The organism is Natrinema salaciae (genome assembly GCF_900110865.1).
Lineage (GTDB): Archaea > Halobacteriota > Halobacteria > Halobacteriales > Natrialbaceae > Natrinema > Natrinema salaciae.
The window spans coordinates 94,290-114,649 of the sequence record NZ_FOFD01000009.1 but is presented as its reverse complement, the minus strand read 5'-3'; the positions used below and the strand labels follow the sequence as shown (position 1 = coordinate 114,649).

The 20,360-nt window shown below is 65.9% G+C and carries 22 protein-coding genes; 11 read left to right on the top strand and 11 right to left on the bottom strand.

What is annotated here, in order from left to right; genetic code table 11:
* Both BMX07_RS22965 and BMX07_RS22960 read right to left on the bottom strand, forming a co-directional pair.
* Positions 1–505: DsrE/DsrF/DrsH-like family protein (locus BMX07_RS22965; RefSeq protein WP_090623279.1), on the bottom strand; the 505-nt coding region annotated here is incomplete at its 3' end.
* 1 nt (position 506) lies between these two features.
* Positions 507–752, bottom strand: coding sequence for a sulfurtransferase TusA family protein (locus BMX07_RS22960; protein WP_090623275.1), 246 nt, complete (start codon positions 750–752; stop codon positions 507–509).
* Positions 753–1,000: 248 nt separating this feature from the next.
* Here BMX07_RS22960 and BMX07_RS22955 point away from each other — a divergent pair, with 248 nt between their 5' ends.
* Genes BMX07_RS22955 through BMX07_RS22940 form a run of 4 tightly spaced genes read left to right on the top strand, consistent with a single transcriptional unit; the run spans position 1,001 to position 4,437 of the window.
* Positions 1,001–2,194, top strand: a complete 1,194-nt coding sequence (locus BMX07_RS22955; protein ID WP_090623272.1) for an MBL fold metallo-hydrolase — start codon at positions 1,001–1,003, stop codon at positions 2,192–2,194.
* A 6-nt stretch (positions 2,195–2,200) separates the two neighbouring features.
* Positions 2,201–2,758: a YeeE/YedE family protein gene (locus BMX07_RS22950; RefSeq protein ID WP_090623268.1), complete on the top strand. Its 558-nt coding sequence runs from the start codon at positions 2,201–2,203 to the stop codon at positions 2,756–2,758.
* Entirely contained in the window at positions 2,758–3,216 is a 459-nt protein-coding gene (locus tag BMX07_RS22945; protein WP_090623264.1) for a YeeE/YedE family protein, read from the top strand. The genes BMX07_RS22950 and BMX07_RS22945 overlap by 1 nt, the downstream gene beginning before the upstream one ends.
* Positions 3,217–3,264: 48 nt before the next feature.
* The gene (locus BMX07_RS22940) at positions 3,265–4,437 is read left to right on the top strand and encodes an inorganic phosphate transporter (protein WP_090623259.1); all 1,173 of its coding nucleotides are present in this window, start codon (positions 3,265–3,267) and stop codon (positions 4,435–4,437) included.
* Positions 4,438–4,815: 378 nt separating this feature from the next.
* Here the strand turns inward: BMX07_RS22940 and BMX07_RS22935 are convergent, their stop codons facing one another.
* Both BMX07_RS22935 and trxA read right to left on the bottom strand, forming a co-directional pair.
* A complete protein-coding gene (locus BMX07_RS22935; RefSeq protein WP_090623254.1) occupies positions 4,816–5,355 on the bottom strand; it encodes a DUF1684 domain-containing protein in 540 nt (179 codons plus the stop codon).
* A gap of 90 nt (positions 5,356–5,445) precedes the next feature.
* A complete protein-coding gene (trxA, locus tag BMX07_RS22930) occupies positions 5,446–5,886 on the bottom strand; it encodes a thioredoxin (protein ID WP_090623253.1) in 441 nt (146 codons plus the stop codon).
* Positions 5,887–6,241: 355 nt separating this feature from the next.
* Between trxA and BMX07_RS22925 the strand changes: the two genes are divergently transcribed.
* The 7 genes from BMX07_RS22925 (at position 6,242) to BMX07_RS22895 (ending at position 11,624) form a co-directional block, all read left to right on the top strand.
* Positions 6,242–6,583 carry an SHOCT domain-containing protein gene (locus BMX07_RS22925; protein ID WP_342708272.1) on the top strand — a complete coding sequence of 114 codons (342 nt, stop codon included), beginning with the start codon at positions 6,242–6,244 and terminating at the stop codon, positions 6,581–6,583.
* Between the two features lie 4 nt (positions 6,584–6,587).
* Positions 6,588–6,827: a sulfurtransferase TusA family protein gene (locus BMX07_RS22920; protein ID WP_090623246.1), complete on the top strand. Its 240-nt coding sequence runs from the start codon at positions 6,588–6,590 to the stop codon at positions 6,825–6,827.
* 1 nt (position 6,828) lies between these two features.
* The gene (locus BMX07_RS22915) at positions 6,829–7,971 is read left to right on the top strand and encodes an NAD(P)/FAD-dependent oxidoreductase (protein ID WP_090623242.1); all 1,143 of its coding nucleotides are present in this window, start codon (positions 6,829–6,831) and stop codon (positions 7,969–7,971) included.
* Positions 7,972–8,634 (top strand): helical membrane plugin domain-containing protein, encoded by a 663-nt coding sequence (locus BMX07_RS22910; protein ID WP_090623238.1) that lies wholly within the window; start codon positions 7,972–7,974, stop codon positions 8,632–8,634.
* A 188-nt stretch (positions 8,635–8,822) separates the two neighbouring features.
* Entirely contained in the window at positions 8,823–10,247 is a 1,425-nt protein-coding gene (locus BMX07_RS22905; RefSeq protein WP_090623234.1) for a cytochrome ubiquinol oxidase subunit I, read from the top strand.
* Positions 10,240–11,241 (top strand): cytochrome d ubiquinol oxidase subunit II, encoded by a 1,002-nt coding sequence (gene cydB / locus BMX07_RS22900; RefSeq protein ID WP_090623231.1) that lies wholly within the window; start codon positions 10,240–10,242, stop codon positions 11,239–11,241. Before BMX07_RS22905 ends, cydB begins: the two co-directional genes overlap by 8 nt.
* Positions 11,242–11,309: 68 nt before the next feature.
* Positions 11,310–11,624, top strand: a complete 315-nt coding sequence (locus BMX07_RS22895) for a hypothetical protein (protein ID WP_090623340.1) — start codon at positions 11,310–11,312, stop codon at positions 11,622–11,624.
* A 66-nt stretch (positions 11,625–11,690) separates the two neighbouring features.
* Here BMX07_RS22895 and BMX07_RS22890 read toward each other — a convergent pair whose 3' ends face one another.
* The 7 genes from BMX07_RS22890 to BMX07_RS22860 all read right to left on the bottom strand — a co-directional run bounded on the left by BMX07_RS22890 (position 11,691) and on the right by BMX07_RS22860 (position 20,356).
* Positions 11,691–12,053, bottom strand: coding sequence for an SHOCT domain-containing protein (locus BMX07_RS22890; protein ID WP_090623228.1), 363 nt, complete (start codon positions 12,051–12,053; stop codon positions 11,691–11,693).
* Between the two features lie 62 nt (positions 12,054–12,115).
* Entirely contained in the window at positions 12,116–12,940 is an 825-nt protein-coding gene (locus tag BMX07_RS22885; protein ID WP_245742207.1) for a potassium channel family protein, read from the bottom strand.
* A gap of 75 nt (positions 12,941–13,015) precedes the next feature.
* Positions 13,016–13,138 (bottom strand): hypothetical protein, encoded by a 123-nt coding sequence (locus tag BMX07_RS25540; RefSeq protein ID WP_281246994.1) that lies wholly within the window; start codon positions 13,136–13,138, stop codon positions 13,016–13,018.
* Between the two features lie 22 nt (positions 13,139–13,160).
* Positions 13,161–15,440: a copper-translocating P-type ATPase gene (locus BMX07_RS22880; protein WP_394328405.1), complete on the bottom strand. Its 2,280-nt coding sequence runs from the start codon at positions 15,438–15,440 to the stop codon at positions 13,161–13,163.
* Positions 15,441–15,513: 73 nt separating this feature from the next.
* Positions 15,514–15,996, bottom strand: coding sequence for a TSUP family transporter (locus BMX07_RS22875; protein WP_090623224.1), 483 nt, complete (start codon positions 15,994–15,996; stop codon positions 15,514–15,516).
* A gap of 52 nt (positions 15,997–16,048) precedes the next feature.
* Positions 16,049–18,157 (bottom strand): cation:proton antiporter domain-containing protein, encoded by a 2,109-nt coding sequence (locus BMX07_RS22870; RefSeq protein ID WP_342708271.1) that lies wholly within the window; start codon positions 18,155–18,157, stop codon positions 16,049–16,051.
* A gap of 804 nt (positions 18,158–18,961) precedes the next feature.
* On the bottom strand, positions 18,962–20,356 hold the full coding sequence (locus BMX07_RS22860; protein WP_090623216.1) for a hypothetical protein: 1,395 nt from the start codon (positions 20,354–20,356) through the stop codon (positions 18,962–18,964).
* Positions 20,357–20,360: the final 4 nt, after the last annotated feature.

The following is a 20,360-nucleotide window of genomic DNA, read 5'->3' as shown; positions in this document are numbered from 1 at the left end:
CGTCGTAGAAGTCGTCTTCGTCGTAGTCCATCAGTTCGATGGTCATCTGGCAGGCCTGGAGGTCGACGCCCTGCTCGAGGGAGAGGTCGATGAGTTCCTGGATGGTGGCGGTGCCGTTTTCGTCGATTTTCTTCTGCATCATTTTGGTGGCCATGCGGTCCATCCCGGGAAGGGCGGCGATCGAGTTCGGCAGCGGCATGTTCGGGTTGCCGACGGCGCTCAGTTTGAGGTCTGCCGACTTCTCCTCGTGGAGGATGTCGAGTCCCCAGAAGGTGTGGAAGACGACGACGTCCCAGCCGAAGGCAGCGGCCGTGCTCGCGAGGATCAGCGGCGGGTAGGCCATGTCGAAGCTGCCCTTGGTCGCGACGATGGTCATCTTTTTGCCGTCGTCGCCGAGTTCGGTCTCGAGCGAGGCGACTTTCTCCTCTAGCTCTTCGACCTGTGCGCGAAGCGCCTCCTCGCTCATCGGTTCACCGTCCGCCGCCGCGGGTGTGTCCGTACTCATGTTACGCCGTCTTCTGCACGTAGTGTTTGTACACGTCGCCGTCCTCGACCTGGTCGAGGAGTTCGACGCCTTCGGTACCGGTCGCCCAGCCGTCGATGTCGCTCATACTGCCCGAGTCCGTCGCCAGCACCTCGAGCACGTCGCCGCCGTCGAGCTCGTCGATAGCGGACTTGGTCTTGACGACCGGCATGGGACACGATGCACCTTTGACGTCGAGCGTCTCCGTGATGTCGAATTCGTCACTCATGATTGGATACTCCGTGATCTGTATTGGAGTTACTACACAATATTGGCTGCGGGGGTAAAAGGATGTCGATCATTGTGCGATGCACAAACAACCGGTCACGCGGGGAGGCGCGTTAGAACAGTATGTGGCCGGAATATGAGCAAACTGTGGCTCTTAGCTTCGAACACCGGCGTTGCTGTATTGTGCAGATGGGGAACTACTATGCAAATCCTTATATGCTACCAGCCGGTAGGGGTGTATGTACGACAATGAACGCAGAAGACTTCCCGACTCCGGATGCAGACGTCGAGACGGTCGCACCGGACACGCTGAAGAGTCGCATCGACGCGGGCGAGAACGTTACGCTCCTCGATGCGCGAATGGAATCGGACTACGACGAGTGGCACATCGACGGTGAGAACGTCGAGTCGATCAACGTGCCGTACTTCGAGTTCCTCGAGGACGAGATCGACGACGACGTCCTTGCACGGATTCCCGACGACCGTAACGTGACGGTTCTCTGTGCGAAGGGGGGTGCCAGCGAGTACGTCGCGGGCACGCTCGCGGAACACGGGTACGACGTCGACCACCTCGAGGATGGAATGAACGGCTGGGCGCGCATCTACGAACGCGTCGAAGTCGAGCGCTACGACGGTGCCGGGACGCTCTACCAGTACCAGCGTCCCTCGAGCGGCTGTCTCGGCTACCTCGCCGTCGACGGTGGCGAGGCCGCCATCATCGACCCGCTACGTGCCTTCACCGATCGCTACCTCACGGACGCGGACGAGCTGGGTGTCGACCTGAAATACGCGATCGACACGCACATTCACGCGGACCACATCTCGGGAGTTCGCGCGCTCGACGCCGTCGGCGTCGAGGGCATCATCCCCGAGGCGTCGGTCGACCGCGGCGTCACCTACGCCGACGAGATGACCCTCGCGGCGGACGGCGACGAGTTCCACGTCGGCGACGCCACGATCGAGACGGTTTACACGCCCGGCCACACCTCCGGGATGACCTCGTATTTGATCGACGGCGAGCTGCTCGCGACCGGCGACGGGCTGTTCGTCGAGAGCGTCGCCCGACCCGACTTGGAGGAGGGCGACGACGGCGCTCCCGAGGCGGCCGCGCAGCTCTACGAGTCGCTCCAGGAGCGCGTGCTGACCCTGCCCGACGACACGCTCATCGGCGGCGCTCACTTCAGCGACGCCGCCGAGCCCGCAGCGGACAGCACGTACACGGCACCGATCGGTCAGCTCACCGCGGAGATGGACGCCCTGACGATGGACGAAGACGAGTTCGTCGAGCTGATCCTCTCGGACATGCCGCCCCGTCCGGCCAACTACGAGGACATCATCCCGACGAACCTCGGCCAGCAGGAAGCCGACGACGAGGAAGCCTTCGAACTCGAGCTCGGGCCGAACAACTGCGCCGCGAGCCAGGAGTCGCTCGCCGGTGACTAACCCCCAATGGTAGCTGATCCAGTCCCGCTCCAGCTGACCGCTGAGCTGTTCCCCAACGGGATCAGCCGCTACGCCGTCGGTGGGTTACTCGTCGGTCTCGGCGCGGTCGTGATCTACATCGGGACCGGCATCCCGGCCGGGGCGAGTACGTTCCTCGAGTCGACGCTGTCGTACGTCTCCGAGCAGTCCCGGTTCCAGCAGTACGTCTCGTCGCGTGACTGGCGGGTCGTATTTACACTCGGGATCATCCTGGGCGGGCTGGCGTTCGCGGCGACGGTCCAGTCCGGAGTGGTCACGACCTCACTCTACCAGCCCGGGACGACCGGCGAACTGTACGAGGTCGGCGGCGTGACGCTCTGGTCGACCGACGTGCAGGCCTGGCGGCTGCTGGTCGGCGGCGTATTCGTCGGGATCGGCACCCGAATCGGCAAAGGGTGTACGTCGGGCCACGGCGTCTGCGGCGTCGGCTCGGCGTCGAAGACCTCGATCGTCGGCGTCGTGACGTTCCTGACAGTCGCGATCGTGACCGGTCAGATCGTCGCGGCACTGGGGGTGAGTCCGTAATGGCGGATCGCCATCCCCTGTTCATGCCGCTGATCCTCGTCGGCGGCCTGATCTTCGGGTTCGGGCTCGGATTCAGCCAGATGGCGCGCCCGGAAGTCGTGTTGAACTTCCTGCAGTTCGAGGACTTCGGACTGCTGTTCGTCATGTTCGGCGCGGCAATCGTCTCCGGGGTCGCCTTCGCCGTGATGCCCCGAATTCGAGACAGCGCGCCGTTGACCGGCGACCGGTACGAACGCCGGCTGAAACCCTTCGACCGGAACGTCCTGATCGGCGGGGCGATCTTCGGCGTCGGCTGGGGCCTTTCGGGGATCTGTCCCGGAGCCGCCTACGCCAGCCTCGGCGTCGGCAACGTCTCCATCCTGTGGGCGCTCGCCGGCATGTTCGTCGGCTCCTACCTGCAGGGCCGCTGGCGAAGCCAGCGAGCCGCGTCCGAGGCGGCCGCGACGGGCGCCGACTAGCATCGTGTCCGAACATCGCCACCCAACACATCGTCTTTTTGTCCACTGATGGAACCTGCCACAGCACTGCTGTTCGTCGTCGCCGCCGTCGCAAGCCTGTTCATGGCCTGGGTAATCGGCGCCGGCTCGAGCGGCGCGACGCCGTTTGCACCGGCCGTCGGCGCGAACGCGATCTCGACGATGCGAGCGGCGTTTCTCGTCGGGATCCTCGGGTTCGCCGGCGCGGTGACACAGGGCGGCAGCGTCTCGAAGGCCGTCGGCAACGGACTCGTCGACGGGATCAGCCTCCCGGTCAGCGGCGTCATCGTCGTCCTGTTGATCGGTGCTGGCCTCATGGCCATCGGCATCTACACCGGCTATCCGATCGCGACCGCGTTCACGGTGACCGGTGCGGTCATCGGCGTCGGCTTCGCGCTCGGCGGTGAGCCGGCCTGGACGAAGTACGCCGAGGTCGGGGCCGTGTGGGTACTGACCCCCCTCGTCGGCGGCGGCATCGCGTACGGTATCGCGAGCGTGCTCCCGCGACCGGACGTTCCCGAGGATGCGAGCATCCCGATCCTCGCCGGGTTCGTCGGCGCCGTCGTCGCGAACCTCGAGTTCACGTTCCTCGCGCCTGTTGGCGGAACGCTCGCCGCCGCCGGCGTCGCCGTGGTTCCGGTCGACGGCCGCGCCGCCACAGCCGCGGTCTCGCTCGGTCTCGGCGTGCTCGTCGCGGCCAGCGTCCGCTGGGACGTCGGTCGCGACCTGGAGGGCGGGCTACGGCGGTTCGTGCTCTCGCTCGGCGCGCTCGTGGCCTTTTCGGCGGGGGCGAGTCAGGTCGGGCTGGCCGTCGGGCCGTTGCTCCCGCTACTCGAGGAACTGCCGATGATCTCGCCGATTGCGGTTCTGCTCGGCGGCGGCGTCGGGATCCTCGTCGGCTCCTGGACGAGCGCACCGCGGATGATCAAGTCGATTTCCCAGGAGTACGCGTCGCTGGGGCCGCGCCGATCGATCGCGACGCTCGTTCCCTCGTTCCTCATCGCACAGACTGCAGTCCTGCTTGGAGTGCCGGTCTCGTTCAACGAGATCGTCGTGAGCGCGATCGTCGGCAGCGGTCTCGCGGTTGCCGGCGGGGAGGGGGTCAGTCCCCGGAAGCTGGGGCTCACCGTCGTCGCCTGGGCCGTGTCGTTCGTGCTCGCGTTCGGGCTCGGCTACGGATCGATGTTCGTGCTCGGCGCGTAGGGCAGTACGGCAGGCGGTTTCGGTCGCGCGTTCGCTGTGCGTCCCGAAACAGCCGTGAGAAGCGGTCGTCTAGGTATTTCGTTTCGATACCTGTTCGTTTCGGTCTACCATCCACTCGTCCCGAACGATAGTCGAGAAAGAAGTGGGACCGTCGCGCAGTACGCCACCGACCGGTGACGTCCCGGCCGTACTCGGCATTCTTGTCCGGCGCGTTCAAGGCGTCCGCGATGATTCCATCGTCTCACCGCCTATCAGTCCGAAGACGTGTCCGATGTTCGAGCAGTGGCAGAAACGCACCGAGTAACCGATTTCAAAATAGGCCAATTCAGGAGTGGTTATTCTGTGTTCGTCGATTCGAGTCCGCGGACGGGACGTCGCTCACCGAAACGCCTTCTCGCCGGCCTCGATCGGCACCTCGAGCCAGTTCTCCGTCGGCGGGAGGGGACACTCGTACCGGTCCGAGTAGGCGCAGGTCGGGTTGTACGCCTCGTTGAAGTCGAGGACCCAGTTCCCCTCGCTCGTCCGATGGCTGTCGTACTCGAGGTCGAGGTACCGGCCGGCGCCGTAGGTCTCGTCGCCGCTGGTTGCGTCGCGGAACGGGACCCAGAGTCGGTCGTCGGCCGGATCGGACTTGTAGGCCTGGAGTGCGACGTCGTCGCCGTCGACGGTGACGCGGAACTCGCCCCAGCGCAGGTACGCCCGCTCGCCGTCGGTACTCGTCCCGACGGTGACGCGTTCGGGATCGTCGTACTCGTCGAGCGGCAGTTCGAACCGGTACTCCCCGTCGATCGGGTAGTACTCGAGGCCGTCGAACGACTCGCGCTCCGCGTCGGGGATCGGCGAGCGGGGATCGCTGCCGAAGTATCGGTCTTTCTCCGTCCGTTGCGTTTGGATCGCTCGTCGCCAGTCAGTGGACATGATTGAATCGTGGGTGGGTGTGGTCGGCCTGTGGATTCCTCGCGGGGGGTCGGTTCCGGATGGGTGTCGCGTGACTCCGGAGCTCGATCGCTACGCGTGTTGCTCGATCAGTCCGTCGAGCGTCGCCCGGTCCTGTACACCGACCGTCCGCTCGACCGGCTGGCCGTCGGCGTAGAGGACGAGCGTCGGAACCCCGCGAGCGCCGAGCTGCTGGGCGAGGCGCTGGTGGCGGTCGACGTCGACCTTCGCGACGGCAGCGTCGGTCTCCGCGGCGAGGGCCTCGATCGTCGGCTCGAGCATCTGACAGGGACCGCACCAGTCGGCGTAGCAGTCCACGAGGACCACGTCGTGCTCGTCGACGACCTCCTCGAAGTGACCCTGTCCCGTAATCGCGATCGGCTCGTCGGGCGCGTCGCCCCCTTCGTCGGCGTCGACCGCATCGAGGCTCCCGCCACTCTCGAGGCGTTCCTGCAGCTCGCGTTTCTTCTGCTCGCGAATTCGCTGTCGTTCGTCGTCTCCAGTGTCGCTCATCGTGGGATGGTACGGACTCCACGATTATAACGATTTTGTGTAGTAGGGGCAATATTGATATGGCGACCGGTCGCGGATCGCCGTCGGGGGGTGACGCGACCGCCGCGGTCGGTGACCGGTCGGTCGCGACGAGCAGCCTCCGCCTGTTGGGGATATCGGAACCGCTACGGACGAAACCTGACGGCGGTAGCCGATCGGATCTATCGGTCGGCGGGGGAGTCGACACGAGCGGTTCGGCGGACGGTAGCGCCGCTCGAGCTCGACCGCTTCAGCATATATTCTTCGCCTCTTCCTGCCCAGAGGGATTTCGCGATAATGGTTTTATTACACAATACCAAACTCCACGTGTGATCCGATGATGATCGACCGACGCGACACGCTCGGACGGTCCGCGGGGCGAGTGACGGTGGTCAGCGCCGTCTTCCTCGTCGCCGCGACCGCGACGGCGTCCGCACAGACCCACGGCGGTGGCGGCGGACCGATGGGCGGCTGGGGAGGATTCGGCGGCTGGATGTTCCTCTGGCCGATCCTCCTGTTCGGCCTGGTGGCCCTGATCGCCGTCTGGGTCGCCGGTCTGCGCCGAGTTGCCCGCACCGACCGACCCGACCACGCCCTCGAGGAACTCCGCGAGCGCTACGCCCGCGGGGACCTCTCCGAGGACGAGTTCGAACGACGACGACGGAAACTACGGACCTAGACCGATGACGAATACTACCACCCCTGACGTGACGATCGACTCGCGCGGCGCGACGTGTCCCGGCCCGCTGATGGACCTCATCGGGACGGTGAAGACCCTCGACCCCGGCACCGTGGTCGAACTCCAGACCACCGCACGGAACTCCACGACCGACGTGCCGGAGTGGCTCGAGGAGGCCGGCCACGAGTTACTCGAGATCGAGGAGCACGACGACCACTGGAACATCTACTTGGAGGTCGACTGAGATGCATCGAATCGCAATCGTCGGCGGCGGAACGGGCGGGACGGTCCTCGCGAACCGACTCGCGAGCGAGCTACGGAGCGAGATCGAGGCCGGAGACGTCGCGGTTCGACTGATCACGGCCGATCCGAACCACGTCTACAAGCCGACGTTCCTGTACGTGCCGTTCGGGAAGAAGACGGTCGACGACGCCAAGCGGCCGATCGAGGAACTGGTCGACCGCCGCGTCACCCTGACGATCGACGAGGTCACCGACGTCGACACGGATCGAAAGCGCCTGTCGCTTGCCGACAGGACGCCCTCGCTGCGCTACGACCAACTCGTGCTGGCGACCGGCGCGAGCCTCGACCCCGAGGCCGTTCCGGGACTCGCCGAAGGCGGCCACCACTTCTACGGCCCCGACGGCGCCGAACGCCTCCGGGACGAACTCGCCGACTTCACCGAGGGTCACCTCGTGCTGAGCGTCGTCGGCGTCCCGCACATGTGTCCGGCCGCGCCGGTCGAGTTCACCCTGATGGTCGACGACTGGCTCCGCGAGCGCGGCCGACGCGAGGACGTCGACATCACTTACACGTATCCGATCAACCGCGCCCACGGCCTCGAACCGATCGCCGACTGGGCGACCGACCTGTTCGAGGAACGCGACATCGCCCTCGAGACGTTCTTCAACGTCGACGAGGTCGACCCCGACGCGGAAGTCGTCGGAACGGTCGAAGGGAACGAACTCGAGTACGACCTGCTCGTGGCGATCCCGCCCCACCGGGGCAGCGACCTCGTGACCGACGCGGGGCTCGGTGAAGACGGCTGGATCGACGTCGACAGGCACACGCTCGAGGCGACGGCGGCCGAGGATGTCTACGCGATCGGCGACGTCGCGGACGTTCCGACGAGCAAGGCCGGCAGCGTCGCCCACTACGAGGCAGGCGTCGTGGCGGACCGGATCGCCAGCCGCGCCCGCGGGACGGTCCCGACGGCGACCTACGACGGCAAGACCGTCTGCTTCCTCGAGGCCGGGATGGACGAGGCCACGTTCATCGAGTTCTCCTACGGCGAGGAGCCGTTCGTCCGCGAGCCGTCGAAACCGCTCCACTGGGCCAAGCTCGGCTACAACGAGTCCTACTGGCTGACCGCACGGGGGGTACTATAGATGTCCGAATCCGAACCCGAAACCGAAACTGGAGCCGCGAACGAGACCGCCGGTGCCGGGGGCCCGGCCCTCGAGGAACTCGTCGCCGAGAACCCCGAGGAGGTCGCCCAGTTCATAGAGCGCCTCGGCGTCGTCAACGACCTGCTCGATACGGCGGACCTCGCGACGGCGGCGATGGACGACCGGATGGTCGAGGAGCTGGCAGGGACGGCGACGAACCTCGGCGCTGCGGCCGACGGGCTGGCGACTCCCGACGCCGCACGGCTCGGCGAGGCGACCGGCGAGAACGCCGCGGACCTGGCCGACGCCATCGAGACGCTGGCCCGCCTGCAGCGGTCGGGGACGCTCGACGACCTGCTAGCGATGGCGGATCTCGTCGCGCTCGCGTCGAATGCGATGGACGACGACATGGTGACCGATCTCGCGGCGACCGGGACGAAACTCGGTGAAGTCGCCGACACCGCGGCCGACGACGACGTGGCCCGGACGCTCGAGTCGCTGCTCGAGGCTGTCGGTGAAGCGAGCGCCGAACCGACGAAACCGCTCGGTGTACGCGGGCTGGTACGTGCCCTCCGAGACCTGGACGTGCGACGGGGGCTCGGATTCGTGTTCGCCGTCGCTCGCGAGACGGGCCGGAGGCTGCGGGAGCAGCCCGGTCGATGAGGCCCGTCGCTGCAGCCGCCGGCGAGTATCAGCGCGATACCCGTCGAATACATCCGCGTGAGACGTAGTACGCCGCAATTCGACGTTCGTACCGCAAACACTACCCCTCGGCAGCACCTCCCTTCGATCGCAAGCAACCCGCCGTCTCGAGGTGGAATCGCCTCCGAAGCTCAGTCGTGGTCCACATCATGATCGATCCAGTCACCGGCAGTCGACTGCAGTTCGCGCTCACGACGATCGTCCACATCATCTTCCCGGTGATGAGCATGGGGCTCGCCCCCTTCCTCGTCTACTTCACGTGGAAGGATATCCGTACCGGGAAACCGATCTACGAGCAGCTACGCAGGTTCTGGACGCGAATCTTCGCCGTCAGCTTCGTCGTCGGCACCGTGACCGGAATCGTCCTCGAGTTCGAGTTCGGCACCAACTTCGCGGCGTTTTCTACAACCGCCGGCGAGCTGTTCGGCGGGCCGCTCGCGCTCGAGGGGATGATGGCGTTCATGCTGGAAGCGACGTTTCTCGGGATCTTCGTCTTCGGCCGCGAGCGCGTCGGAAACGCGCTGTACATGGTCTCGGCGGTCGCCGTCGGACTCGGGACGTGGCTCTCGGCCGTCTGGATCTTGATCGCCAACTCGTGGATGCAGACTCCGCGGGGGTACGAACTGGCCACGGAGAACGGGCGGACGATCGTTCAGTTGGTCGATCCGGTCGCCGCCTACGCCAACCCGCGGTTCCCCTGGATGTTCGTCCACATGCAAAACGCCGCCGTCGAGTCCGTCGCGCTGTTCATGGCCGGGCTCGGGGCCTACTTCGTCTTCAGACACCACGTGTGGGGGTATCCGGTCGAGAACATCGGATTCTGGGAGACAACGCTCAAGTTCGGCCTCCTCGCGCTGCTCATCACCGCGCCGTTGCAGGTGCTCCACGGCGATCTGTACGCTCGACACGTCGTCGAGACCCAGCCACAGAAGTTCGCCGCGATGGAGGCCGTCTGGGAGACCGACTCGTACGTCCCCGAGTACATCGTCGCGTTTCCGACGAGTATTCAGGACCTACTGGACCCGCGGGCCAAGGACATCTTCGGCATCGGCATCCCCGGCGGGGCGTCGTGGCTCGCCAGCGGCGGCGATCCGCAGGCGACCATACAGGGTCTCGAGGAGTTCGACGGCCCCCAGCCGCCAGTCGCGGTCGTCTTCTGGGCGTTCCGGATCATGGTCGCGCTCGGCTTCTGGTTCATCCTGCTCGCCGTCTGGGGCGGCTACCGCTGGTGGCGGGGCGAACTCCTCGAGGACGACCTCCTCCACAAGGCCCTGATGGCCTCGACGCCGCTCGGAATCATCGCGGTCGAACTCGGCTGGGTCGTCACCGAGGTCGGTCGCCAGCCGTGGGTCATTCAGGACGTCTTGCGGACGAGCGAGGGCGTCTCACCGGGACTCACGGCTGCGGAAGCGACGATGACGCTCGCCGGGTTCGCCGTCGTCTACCTCGGACTGCTCGTACTCTATACGTACGTCGTCGTCCGGATCGTCCGTGCCGGGCCGCCGGAGGTTGACGGTCCCGCACTGGACGACGCGGCGGAGACGCCCACGTCGGAGGTGCAGGCCGATGACTGACCCGGCTTCACTCGCGACCGAACCCCTGTTCGGGCTGCCGCTCGCGGACCTCTGGTTCGGGCTGTTGTTCTTCATCCTCGCGATGTTCCTGTTCCTCGACGGCTTCGACTTCGGGGTTGGCGCGCTGTTCGCGACGCGCGAGGACGCCGACGAACGCGAGCAGTTGTTGTCCGCGATCGGGCCGTTCTGGGACGGCAACGAGGTGTGGCTCGTCGTCTTCGGCGGCGCCATGTTCGCGGCGTTCCCGGCCGTCTACGCCAACCTGTTCAGCCGCCACTACCTGCTGATGTTCGCGATCCTGGGCGCGCTCATCGTTCGGGGGCTCGCCCCCGAGATGTACGAACAGCGCCACGACGAGGCGTGGCGGCGGTGGTGGGGGCGCGCGTTCGTCGTCGGCAGCCTCACGGCCCCGTTCTTTCTCGGGATGTTCACGGCGAACTGGCTGCTCGGCGCGACGACGATCGTCACGCTCCCGGGAGTCGTCGTCGGCCTGGCCGTCGTCGCGCTGACCGTCGTCGACGGCGTGGCGTTCCTTCGACTCAAGACGCGAGGCGACCTGCGCGAGGACCTCCGGACGGACGGCTACCGCGCACTCGTGGTCTATCTCGTCCTTGTCGTGGTGACGCTGGGATACGTCTACGGAGCGGCCCCCACCCTACGATCGGCCCTGTTCTCCGCGCCGGTCGCCGCCCTCGTCCTCGCCACGCTCGTCCTCGCCGGGGTGTACGCGGCGGCGACGCGGGCGGACCGCTACTACGTGGCGTTCGGTGCCGCTGCGGGCCTCGTCTTCGCGCTGGTCGGCGTCGTCGCCGGTCTGATGTATCCGGCCATCGACCGTGCTGGCGGGCTGACGGTCGAGACGGCGATCGTCTCGACGCTGCCGCTCAACCTCATGTCGATCGGGGCGGCGATCCTGCTCCCGCTCGTCTTCGTCTACTTCGTGGTCCTCTACTCCGCGTTCAGCGGCCCGGTCGAGGCAGGTGAGTCGTACTGATGGGCGCCGACGACGACGGCCGCGTCGGGCGTCCGGCTGTCGACGACGGTGACGTCGAGGACTTCCCGATGGGCAGCGACGCTGACCCCACTGCTCGCAACGACGATCGACCGACGAACGGGGCGGAGACCGAGCCGTCACCGCCGCGGCTGAGTTCCCGGATACTGGTGACGTGGATCGAACTCACGATCGTCGGCATCACCGGCGGTCTCCTCGGTGCGACGGTCGGCGGCCCGCCCGGGTTCGTGATCTACCTGGCGACGACCCTGCTCACCGTCGGCATCATCTTTCACAACGTGAACGAACTCGTCAAGGCATGGCTCCGGGTCTCCCGGAACGGGAGCGCAGCATCGACGGGTGACGCCGCGGAAAACCAGTCGTAACACGGGTCAGCTATCCGACGATCTCGAGGGGCGCGGTGGGAGGCGGCCCGCTGTGAACGCCCCCTCCTATCGTTTCTCCTCCCGTCGAAGACGTTCACGCCGGTTCTCGAACTCCTCGTCGGTGAGATCACCGCGGGCGTAGGCGGTTCGCAGTTCCTCGAGTGCAGGGTCCGTCCCTCGCGTTCCCGACCGGCGAACCGCGCTGTACAGGAGATATCCGAGCCCGAGAATCACCAGCAACGGGACAACCGACATGAGAAGCCACATCCACGTTGCGCCGGTACCGCCCCACGCACCGCCGTTCCACATGTGGCCGCCGCCCCAGACGCCCATCATGGGAATCGCGAGCGTCATCATGAGAACCGGCAGCAGGAGGATTGCGGCGATAACGATCAACAGCGTTCGAATCAGTGAGTCGTCGGTTGCCATACGTCGTCCTTCGATTGCCAGGGTATTGAACGGAATGGGGAATACCGACCACTGGGATTCGCTCATTCGTCCGCGTCGGGGAGGTCGGCCCGTCCCGTCGACGGCCACTCCCGAGCGTCGGATTCGACGAGTCCGTACAGTAGTCGCCGTCTCGTCTCCAGTTCGTCGAGAGCGGCCTCGAACTCGTCGTTCGACACGGTCGGGACGCCCGCCTCGCGTAGCGCACGGAGGTCCGGCGGCGGCGGCGAACTGTCTGCCGGCTCGACGAACCCTTCGTGAAGCGTCTCGAGGTAGTGCTCGATACTCGTCCGCGAGATCCTGAGGAGGAGTCGGTTCGGCCGGTATCGTTCCGGAACGCCGAACCGGAGCAGCGTCACCGTCTCGTCGAGGACGGCGATTTCGACGATCGGCGATCGATCCGTCCGGGCGCTGTAAAAGTAGTGGAGGACCGGGTAGGCCTTGTGATTCTCGGTGAGGGTCGCGAGCTGCGTGACGAGGGCGTTCAGCGGGAGCGCGATCCCTTGAAACTCCTCGCCGGTCCAGCTCGTACGAACGATCTCCTCGCTGCGGGCTCCGAAGCCGCTCACGCTGCTGGCGAACGCGCGTTTCTGGGTGACCGCCTCGAGGACGGAGAGCGCGTAGGTAACGCTCAGCGTGACGAAGAGCAGGCCGCTCCCGGTCGCGAGTATCGTGACGAGCTGCCAGCGCCCCGTCCTGGGGGCGAAATCTCCGATCCCCAGCGTGAAGATCGTGTATCCGGTAAAGTAGAGCCGATCGGACCACGAGATGGACCCGCGCTCGAGCGTGTCGACGAGGGCGCGCTCGGCGCTGGCGAAGACGAGCGTCCACCCGGCCCAGAGCAGCGTGATCCATACCGCGAGGGTCAGTGCGAAGAGCAACGGGCCGGAGAGGCTGAGCAGACGCGCGTTCCGAGCGCCGATCCCCCGGAGCGTGCGCCACGTTCACCCCATCAGTCGCGACGTGAGCGGTCCGGCGCCGCCCTCGACCCAGAGCGTCGTCCAGAGCACGTCCACGACGGTCCCGACGAGCACGATCACGCCGAGAGCGAGATAGCCGAGCGTCATTGGCCCTGTGAGTACCTCCGTTCTAATCGGCCGATTGTGCGCCCCCCTGTGATGACAGGTCCGGCAGACTCGAGAGGGACAGATCGACGCGACGGAGTAGCTGTGCGTTGATCGCGACGATAACCGTACTGAGAGACATGAGGAGCGCCCCTACCGCCGGCGAGAGTAAGACGCCGATCGGTGCGAGGACGCCCGCTGCGAGCGGGATGGCGAAGACGTTGTACCCGGCGGCCCAGACGATGTTCTCCTGCATCTTCCGGTAACTCGCCTCGCTTAGTTTCACGAGACGACCGACATCCATCGGGTTGTTCTGCACGAGGATGACGTCTGCCGACTGCACGGCGACATCAGTCCCGCTGCCGATCGCGATGCCGACGTCCGCTCGAGTCAGCGCGGGGGCGTCGTTGACCCCGTCGCCGACCATCGCGACGAGCTTTCCCTGATTCTGTACCTCCTGTACCGTCTCGTCTTTGTCTTCGGGCAACACCTCTGCGAACACGGTGTCGATCCCCAGTTCGTCGGCCACCGCACTGGCCACGTCCCGCGAGTCGCCGGTCAGCATCGCCACCTCGATATCGAGTGCGTGGAGCGTCTCGACGACGCGGTAGCTCTCTTCACGTATCACGTCCGCCATGGCGACGGCGGCGATCGGCTCGCCCTCCCGAACGACGTACACGACGGTCCGTCCGTGTTCGCCTGCCGTGTCGGCAAACCGGCGCAGGGGAGACGGGACGTCGGCCTCGAGATGGGACAGCAGGTTCGGTCCGCCGACGTGGACGTCCTCGCCCGCAACCTGCGCGCGAACGCCTCGCCCTTTCATCGCTTCGAACCCCGTCGCGTCCGGGACGGTAATGCGACGTTCAGCGGCCGCCTCGCGGACGGCGCGGGCGATCATGTGCTCCGAGTCCCCCTCGACCGCAGCCGCGAGGGCCAGCGCGTCCTCCTCGTCGGTACCGGCAACGGTCGCGACGTCGACGACGCCGTGTTCGCCCTCGGTGAGCGTTCCCGTTTTGTCGAAGATGATCGTATCCAGGTTTCGCGCGTCTTCCATGGCGATCCGATCCCGTACCAGCATCCCGTTTCGAGCGGCCAGCGAGGTGTTGATCGCGACCACGAGCGGGATGGCGAGGCCGAGCGCGTGCGGACAGGCGATGACGAGGACGGTGACGACGCGCTCGATGACCGTTGCATTGAACGACACGGCGATCGTCCACGCGACGGCGGTCACGGCCGCCGCACCCACGGCGACGTAGAACAGCCAGCCGGCGGCTCGATCGGCGAGCACCTGCGTCTGCGACTTGCTCCCTTGGGCTTCTTCGACGAGACGCATGATCCCCGCGAGCGTCGTCTCCTCGCCCGTCGCTTCGATGCGGACGCGGAGGCTCCCGTCGCCGTTGATGGTTCCGCCGATCACCTCGTCGTCCGGCTCCTTCGAAACCGGCATCGACTCGCCGGTGATCATCGACTCGTTCACGTCCGAATCGCCCTCTGCGACGACGCCGTCGGCGGGGACGCTAGCGCCGGGACGAACGAGCACGAGATCGCCTTTGGACAACTCGCTCACCGGGATCTCCTCGGTCTCACCGCTGTCGGTGATCCGCTCGGCGGTGTCGGGCATGAGTTGCGCCAGTTCGTCGAGCGCGCTCTGTGCCCGCCGAACCGATCGCATTTCGATCCAGTGGCCCAACAGCATGATGTCGATCAGCGTCACGAGCTCCCAGAAGAACGCCGACTCCGTCGGGAGGACGACACTCGCCAGGCTGTAGACGAAGGCGACCGAGATCGCCATCGAGATGAGCGTCATCATCCCCGGCGATCGATCGCGCAGTTCGGGGGCGGCCATTCGGAGGAACGGAACGCCACCGTAGCCGAAGACGATCACGGCGAAAACCGGATTGATCCACTCGCTGCCGGGAAACACCGGCACGGAAAAGCCCAGCCACTCCTGGAGCATCTCGCTGTAGAGGAGAACCGGGATCGAGAGCAGCGTCGAGACGAAAAACCGACGGCGGAACATCGCTTCGTGGCCCTCGTGCATTCCGCCGTGGTCTCCGTGATCGTGACCACCGCCCTCGTGGTCCGTTTCGTGTCCGTGTTTCTTCTCGATCGTTCGTTCGGCCTCGTCGGCGTCCGTCGCCTCCCCCTCGAGCATCGACTGTTCTACCTGCGGTTCCGATTCTCCGTCGGGATCGTCCGTCTCGTCGCCAGCGGCAGGCCGGTGGCGGTGGTCGTGGTCCTGGTCGGACCGGTCTCCAGACGGATGCCCGGCGTCCGTCGAACGCGTGTGGTCGTGATCGTCCATCGGTCCCTTCGTAGATACTAAAACGGCAACCCGGATGATTCGTGTGCCGGCAAGCCGAGGACTGGGCTCGCGACTATCCGGTCGGCGGGACGCGGACTCGCTCGAGGCGAGCGGAGATCGAGGACTGGACGCCGACGGGCTCGTCGGTCTCGATCGCGGGATGTCGCCCGTCGGAGATGACGAACAGCCCGACCGCCGCGAGGAGGACGACGGAGAGGAAACTGACGACGAGATCCGCGAGGCCGACGGTCGTCAGCGCCAACAGTGCTCGCCTCCCGATTTCGATGCCGAGGGTCGTGCCGAGAATCAGCAGCAGTCCGAGTCGGTACTCGATGTGATCGAGATCGCGATGGGTCACCGTCGCGACGAGCGACGTCCAGAACACGAACGCGAGGCCGGTCCCGACGGCGGTCGGCGCGGAGTGGCCGAGAACGAGCAGCGCCGGGGTGACGAAAAAGCTCCCGCCCATCCCGAAAAAGCCGAAGCGAATACCGACGGTCAGACCGAACCCGACGAACAGGACGGCCAGCGGGAGGCTCACTTCGAAGAGGGCCATGCGATCACCGACGGGGGCAGACGCAATGAAACAACTCAGTTGTTTCACCACCTCATCGCGAGCGTGACGTAGATCGGTTCCCGCGATCCGGCGGTCGGGCACTCGAGAAGGGCCGCGAGACGTCGGCTTCCCGACGATCATCGCCGTGGCTGCCGCTCGGCGGGTACATGATAACGAAGTCACCCTGGGTGAGCGACGGGAGCCGCGCGGCGAATTCTCCGAGTTCGGGTTGCCACCCGACGGAATTTCGGCGAGCGCTCGCACAGATCACGAGGTCGTCGACGGTCACGGTTTCGTCGACGTACGGCCCCACTCGTTCCCAGGAGGGGAGTCGCTCGAACTGGACGCGAACGTCCGATTCGACGTCCCGAACGAGTCGTTCGTACTGATCCGGGTCCCCTTCGACGACGATCCCCAGGACCGGCGCTCCGGTACCCGCTGCAATCCGGTGGATCGCCCGTCGGACCTCGTGAAAGCCCGGATCGTGGGCCAGCCGCGGCGGCAAGACGACGACGATTCTCGAGACGGCGTTGAGCGGTTCCCGGATGCGCGAGACGAGCACGAACTGATCGGTCCACGCGAGGACCTGCCGGATGGTGTGACTGAAGAGCGGCTGTCTGTAGAGGTGCATGCCGTCCCAGTCGAGGAGGATCGTCGTCACTTGATTTTCGACGGCCGCGCGAACGATTCCCGAAGCGACGTTGTGATCGACGCGCGTGTGAAACGACACCGGCACTTCCGCACCGGCCGCGTACGCTTCCGTGTGTCCGATCGCGGCGTCGGCAGCGGTGATCGCCCGCTCCGTTTCCGGACCCGGTCGAACGACGGTCACCGTGTGCAACGGTTCCGCGAACCGCTCGTCCCGAACGAGCAGCGCCAGGTCGAGCAACGATTCGTGATACGTCAGCAGCGTCTCGTGATGCTCCGGAACCGGGGAGAACGGGATGAGAATTCGCTGTCGGACGGCGGCCGACTGGCGGGTCTCTCGCTTTTCGATGGCTGCGACCGCACGACCGTACCGTTCGACGACGATCGGACTGACGACACTCACGACGAGAATCAGCGCCACTGCGCCGTTGATCATCGCCGCATCGAACCCGGGGATGCCGGCGTCGTACGCGACGAGAACGATCGCGAGCGCTTCTGCCTGTCCGATCGAGAGCCCGAATGCGCTGCCGATCTCGTCGTCGGCGTACGCGAACAGCCGGCCAGTCGCCCAGGCCGCCGCGAATTTCGTCACGAGCGTGAGCCCGATGAGCGACGCGGCGAGCAGTATCGACTCGCGACTCCCGCTGAGCACGGTCACGTCGACGAGCAGACCGATCGAGAGGAAGAAGAACGGAACGAACAGCGCGTTGCCGACGAACTGAATCCGATTCAGCAACGGTCCCCGCTCGGGAACGAGGCGGTTGAGCGCGAGGCCGGCCACGAGCGCGCCGATGATCGGTTCGATGCCGGCGACGTCGGCGGAGAACGCCGAGACGAAGAGGACGGCCATAACGAACAGGAACTCGAAGTAACTCTCCTCGGCGAGAGTACGGAAGAACCGTCGACCCAGCCACGGAACGAGGTACCAGATGCCGGCGAACAGCACCACGAGTCCGACGGCGAGATCCACCCAGAACAGCCAGTCGAGGGATGCCTCCGCCGACGCGACGACGACGAGAACGAGCAATGCGAGTACGTTCGCCAGAACGGTCCCGCCGATAGTCGCCGTGACGGCCCGGTTCCTGACGATGCCGAGCTGACGGGCGACGGGATACGCGAGGAGCGTGTGTGAAGCGAAGATCGCGGCGAACAACGACGCCGTCGGGAGCGAGAACTCGAGTACCCAGATTCCGAAACACGTCCCGACGACCTGCGGAACGAGAAACGAGAGGAGACCGAAGACGACGCTCTGGTCGATGTTGTCGAAGAATCTGTGGAGATCGATCTCGATGCCGGCGAGGAACATCAGATAGATCAGCCCGACGTCTCCGAGGACGACGATCGCCTCGCCCCGCTCGAGAACGCCGGCCCCGTTCGGTCCGATCGCGGCACCGACGAGAACGATGCCGACGATGCCGGGGACCCGATGTCGCTCCAGGAGGAGGGGGGCGACGAGAAAGACGACCATCGCCACTGCGAAGATCGACACGGGGTCCTCGACTGGAATAGCCACGGTGATCCGTAGCCAGCGGCGACGACGTATAGCCACGCCACGATTCGGATCACAACCCGTGCGATGAGCGTATTCTCGAGTATCGAGAACGGCCGCCCGGCTCTCACTGCGGAGTCAACATCGTATTACCGACGGGTCGTGACGGTGCCATCGTCGTGAGTGGCGGCCAACCGGCGCAGCGCGTCCCGCTGGAATACTGAACCGGTCCGCCGAAATCGCCGACCGAACCGAGTGACCGATACAGCTCCGGAGTCACGGCAGCGCGAACACAGAACAGCATCGATGAGATGGTGACTCCCGTGATTCGAAGCGCTTCACGTCACTCCCTGCGAGATCGCGTTCGCACAGTTGCACGGTTGCCGACGTACTCGTACCGCACCGCAGCACGGAGCAGTCGACACGAGGGCTGCAAGTCGCACAATTATCCTTCCGAACGCTCAGCAGTAGCATACACGCGGCTACGACTCCAGAGCGATCTCAGCCTACTCGAGACGAAATCGAGGATCGAGTTCGGCGGATCGGGAACTACGCACGTGCGGTTCGTGCCGGCTATCTCGTCATCCTGGCGCGTTCGTTCTGACTGTCGGCGGTGTCTCCGGCGAATCTCGATCGCGTCTCTCAGGCGATCGAATCAATACTCCGTCCGCTCACTTTCGTCGGTTTGGGGCTACTATTGTACGGTATCGGAATGTATCTCCATCTCGTGTACCCGAATATCGTCCGACAACTGCGGTCGACCGCTGCCGACGAACCGGCGTCGACTCGCAGCGGTTCCGAGTGACTCGAGCCGGCACCGGACGGCGGCTACGAACCGAGATCCGACGTCCGTGTAGCCCACCGCCAGTCGACGATTTCGAGCAGATACATTCCCCAGAGCGCGAGGAGGACGGTGAATCCCGGGCCGGACAGGAGCACCGACCACGACTGGTCCTGATAGAAGAAGCCGATCCCGACGGCGAGCACCGCGAGGTTCCAGGCGAGGATGGACGTCGGTCCGACGACTGCCGGGATATCGTCCGCGGGGACGAGTCCCTCGACGCGGCCGTCGCCGCCGTCACCGCGTGCGGCTTCGGGAGCCCACTCGAGCGAGCGGGTGACGAGCAACGCGCCCGCGAGCGCGACCGGGAGCGCCCACCCGAGGAAGAAGAAGTGCAGGGCACCCGTTTCGATCCACGGGTCGGGGATTCCCAGCGGAACGCCGAACAGGATGAACGGCGCGAAGCTGGCCGGACCGAGGATCCACAGCTGGGCGACGAGCACCGAGAGCGCCGTCCCGTTGGGCGTGCCGGCCCGGTAGGTCCGGGCGAGCGTGTAGACGTACAGGACGTAGCCGGCGGCGTACAGGAGCAGTCCGGTCGCGGTTACCGTCTTCCCCATGCCGAGTACCGGGCCGACGACGAGCGGGACGATCCCGAGCGCGAACAGCGGGAGGGAGGAGCGTTGCAGCCGATCGCTGTACAGCTCCGCGTCCACCAGCCGCGGGAAGCGGTCGTACAGCGTGCCGATCGCTGCGAGGCCCAGAAAGCCCCACGCGTTGGCGTGGACGTGCGCCTCCCGGAGCCCGTACCAGCCGCCGGGGACGTCCCAGCCGTGGCTGTACAGCCCGAACGCGAACGTGAGCCCGATCAGGTAGACGAACGGCGAGAGGAGGTAGAAGCCGATGGTCGGATCGTACGCCTGCCCGCCCTCGCTTCTGTACACTAGCACGAGAACGACGGCGAACAGCCAGGCCGTGAGCAGCCAGATCGTCCCGAGACCGACGTCGAACAGTAGCGGCTCGCCGAAGGCGCGCCCGTACCAGGCCAGCAGTACGGCGCCGTTCAATCCGAGAAAGACGGCTCCGAGAGTCGGTGCCGACGGTCCCGGACGCTCGAGTTTTTGCGCCGTCAGCTGCGGCAGCGTGCCGAAGAGCAACTGCGTGAACGCGCCGATCGTGACGAAGTGGATGTGCGTCCACGTGAGCCACGACACCGCCGGGACGAGTGCGAACTCCTGTAGTCCCTGGTAGCAGGCGAGCACGAACCCGGCGAACAGGAACGCGATGCCGGCGACGTGAAACGGTGTCATCGAGAGCGGCGGTCCGGCGGTCGGCCGGCGGGACGACCGCCGTTCGGCGTCGGTCCGGCGTGAGTCGCGCGGATTCGTTTCGGGCATACACGTTCGTTCGCCCGGCCGTCGTGTATCGGTTACCGCGAACATCGGG

Excerpts from the sequence above, each read along its gene's own strand:
- BMX07_RS22960 (WP_090623275.1), bottom strand. The coding sequence starts at position 752 with ATGAGTGACGAATTCGACATCACGGAGACGCTCGACGTCAAAGGTGCA.
- BMX07_RS22890 (WP_090623228.1), bottom strand. The coding sequence starts at position 12,053 with ATGGCAACCGACGACTCACTGATTCGAACGCTGTTGATCGTTATCGCC.
- BMX07_RS22910 (WP_090623238.1), top strand. The coding sequence starts at position 7,972 with ATGTCCGAATCCGAACCCGAAACCGAAACTGGAGCCGCGAACGAGACC.
- BMX07_RS25540 (WP_281246994.1), bottom strand. The coding sequence starts at position 13,138 with ATGACGCTCGGCTATCTCGCTCTCGGCGTGATCGTGCTCGTCGGGACC.
- BMX07_RS22860 (WP_090623216.1), bottom strand. The coding sequence starts at position 20,356 with ATGTTCGCGGTAACCGATACACGACGGCCGGGCGAACGAACGTGTATG.
- BMX07_RS22880 (WP_394328405.1), bottom strand. The coding sequence starts at position 15,440 with ATGGACGATCACGACCACACGCGTTCGACGGACGCCGGGCATCCGTCT.
- BMX07_RS22950 (WP_090623268.1), top strand. The coding sequence starts at position 2,201 with ATGGTAGCTGATCCAGTCCCGCTCCAGCTGACCGCTGAGCTGTTCCCC.
- BMX07_RS22940 (WP_090623259.1), top strand. The coding sequence starts at position 3,265 with ATGGAACCTGCCACAGCACTGCTGTTCGTCGTCGCCGCCGTCGCAAGC.
- cydB (WP_090623231.1), top strand. The coding sequence starts at position 10,240 with ATGACTGACCCGGCTTCACTCGCGACCGAACCCCTGTTCGGGCTGCCG.
- BMX07_RS22915 (WP_090623242.1), top strand. The coding sequence starts at position 6,829 with ATGCATCGAATCGCAATCGTCGGCGGCGGAACGGGCGGGACGGTCCTC.
- BMX07_RS22920 (WP_090623246.1), top strand. The coding sequence starts at position 6,588 with ATGACGAATACTACCACCCCTGACGTGACGATCGACTCGCGCGGCGCG.
- BMX07_RS22935 (WP_090623254.1), bottom strand. The coding sequence starts at position 5,355 with ATGTCCACTGACTGGCGACGAGCGATCCAAACGCAACGGACGGAGAAA.
- BMX07_RS22905 (WP_090623234.1), top strand. The coding sequence starts at position 8,823 with ATGATCGATCCAGTCACCGGCAGTCGACTGCAGTTCGCGCTCACGACG.
- BMX07_RS22925 (WP_342708272.1), top strand. The coding sequence starts at position 6,242 with ATGATGATCGACCGACGCGACACGCTCGGACGGTCCGCGGGGCGAGTG.
- BMX07_RS22955 (WP_090623272.1), top strand. The coding sequence starts at position 1,001 with ATGAACGCAGAAGACTTCCCGACTCCGGATGCAGACGTCGAGACGGTC.
- trxA (WP_090623253.1), bottom strand. The coding sequence starts at position 5,886 with ATGAGCGACACTGGAGACGACGAACGACAGCGAATTCGCGAGCAGAAG.
- BMX07_RS22945 (WP_090623264.1), top strand. The coding sequence starts at position 2,758 with ATGGCGGATCGCCATCCCCTGTTCATGCCGCTGATCCTCGTCGGCGGC.
- BMX07_RS22895 (WP_090623340.1), top strand. The coding sequence starts at position 11,310 with ATGGGCAGCGACGCTGACCCCACTGCTCGCAACGACGATCGACCGACG.
- BMX07_RS22875 (WP_090623224.1), bottom strand. The coding sequence starts at position 15,996 with ATGGCCCTCTTCGAAGTGAGCCTCCCGCTGGCCGTCCTGTTCGTCGGG.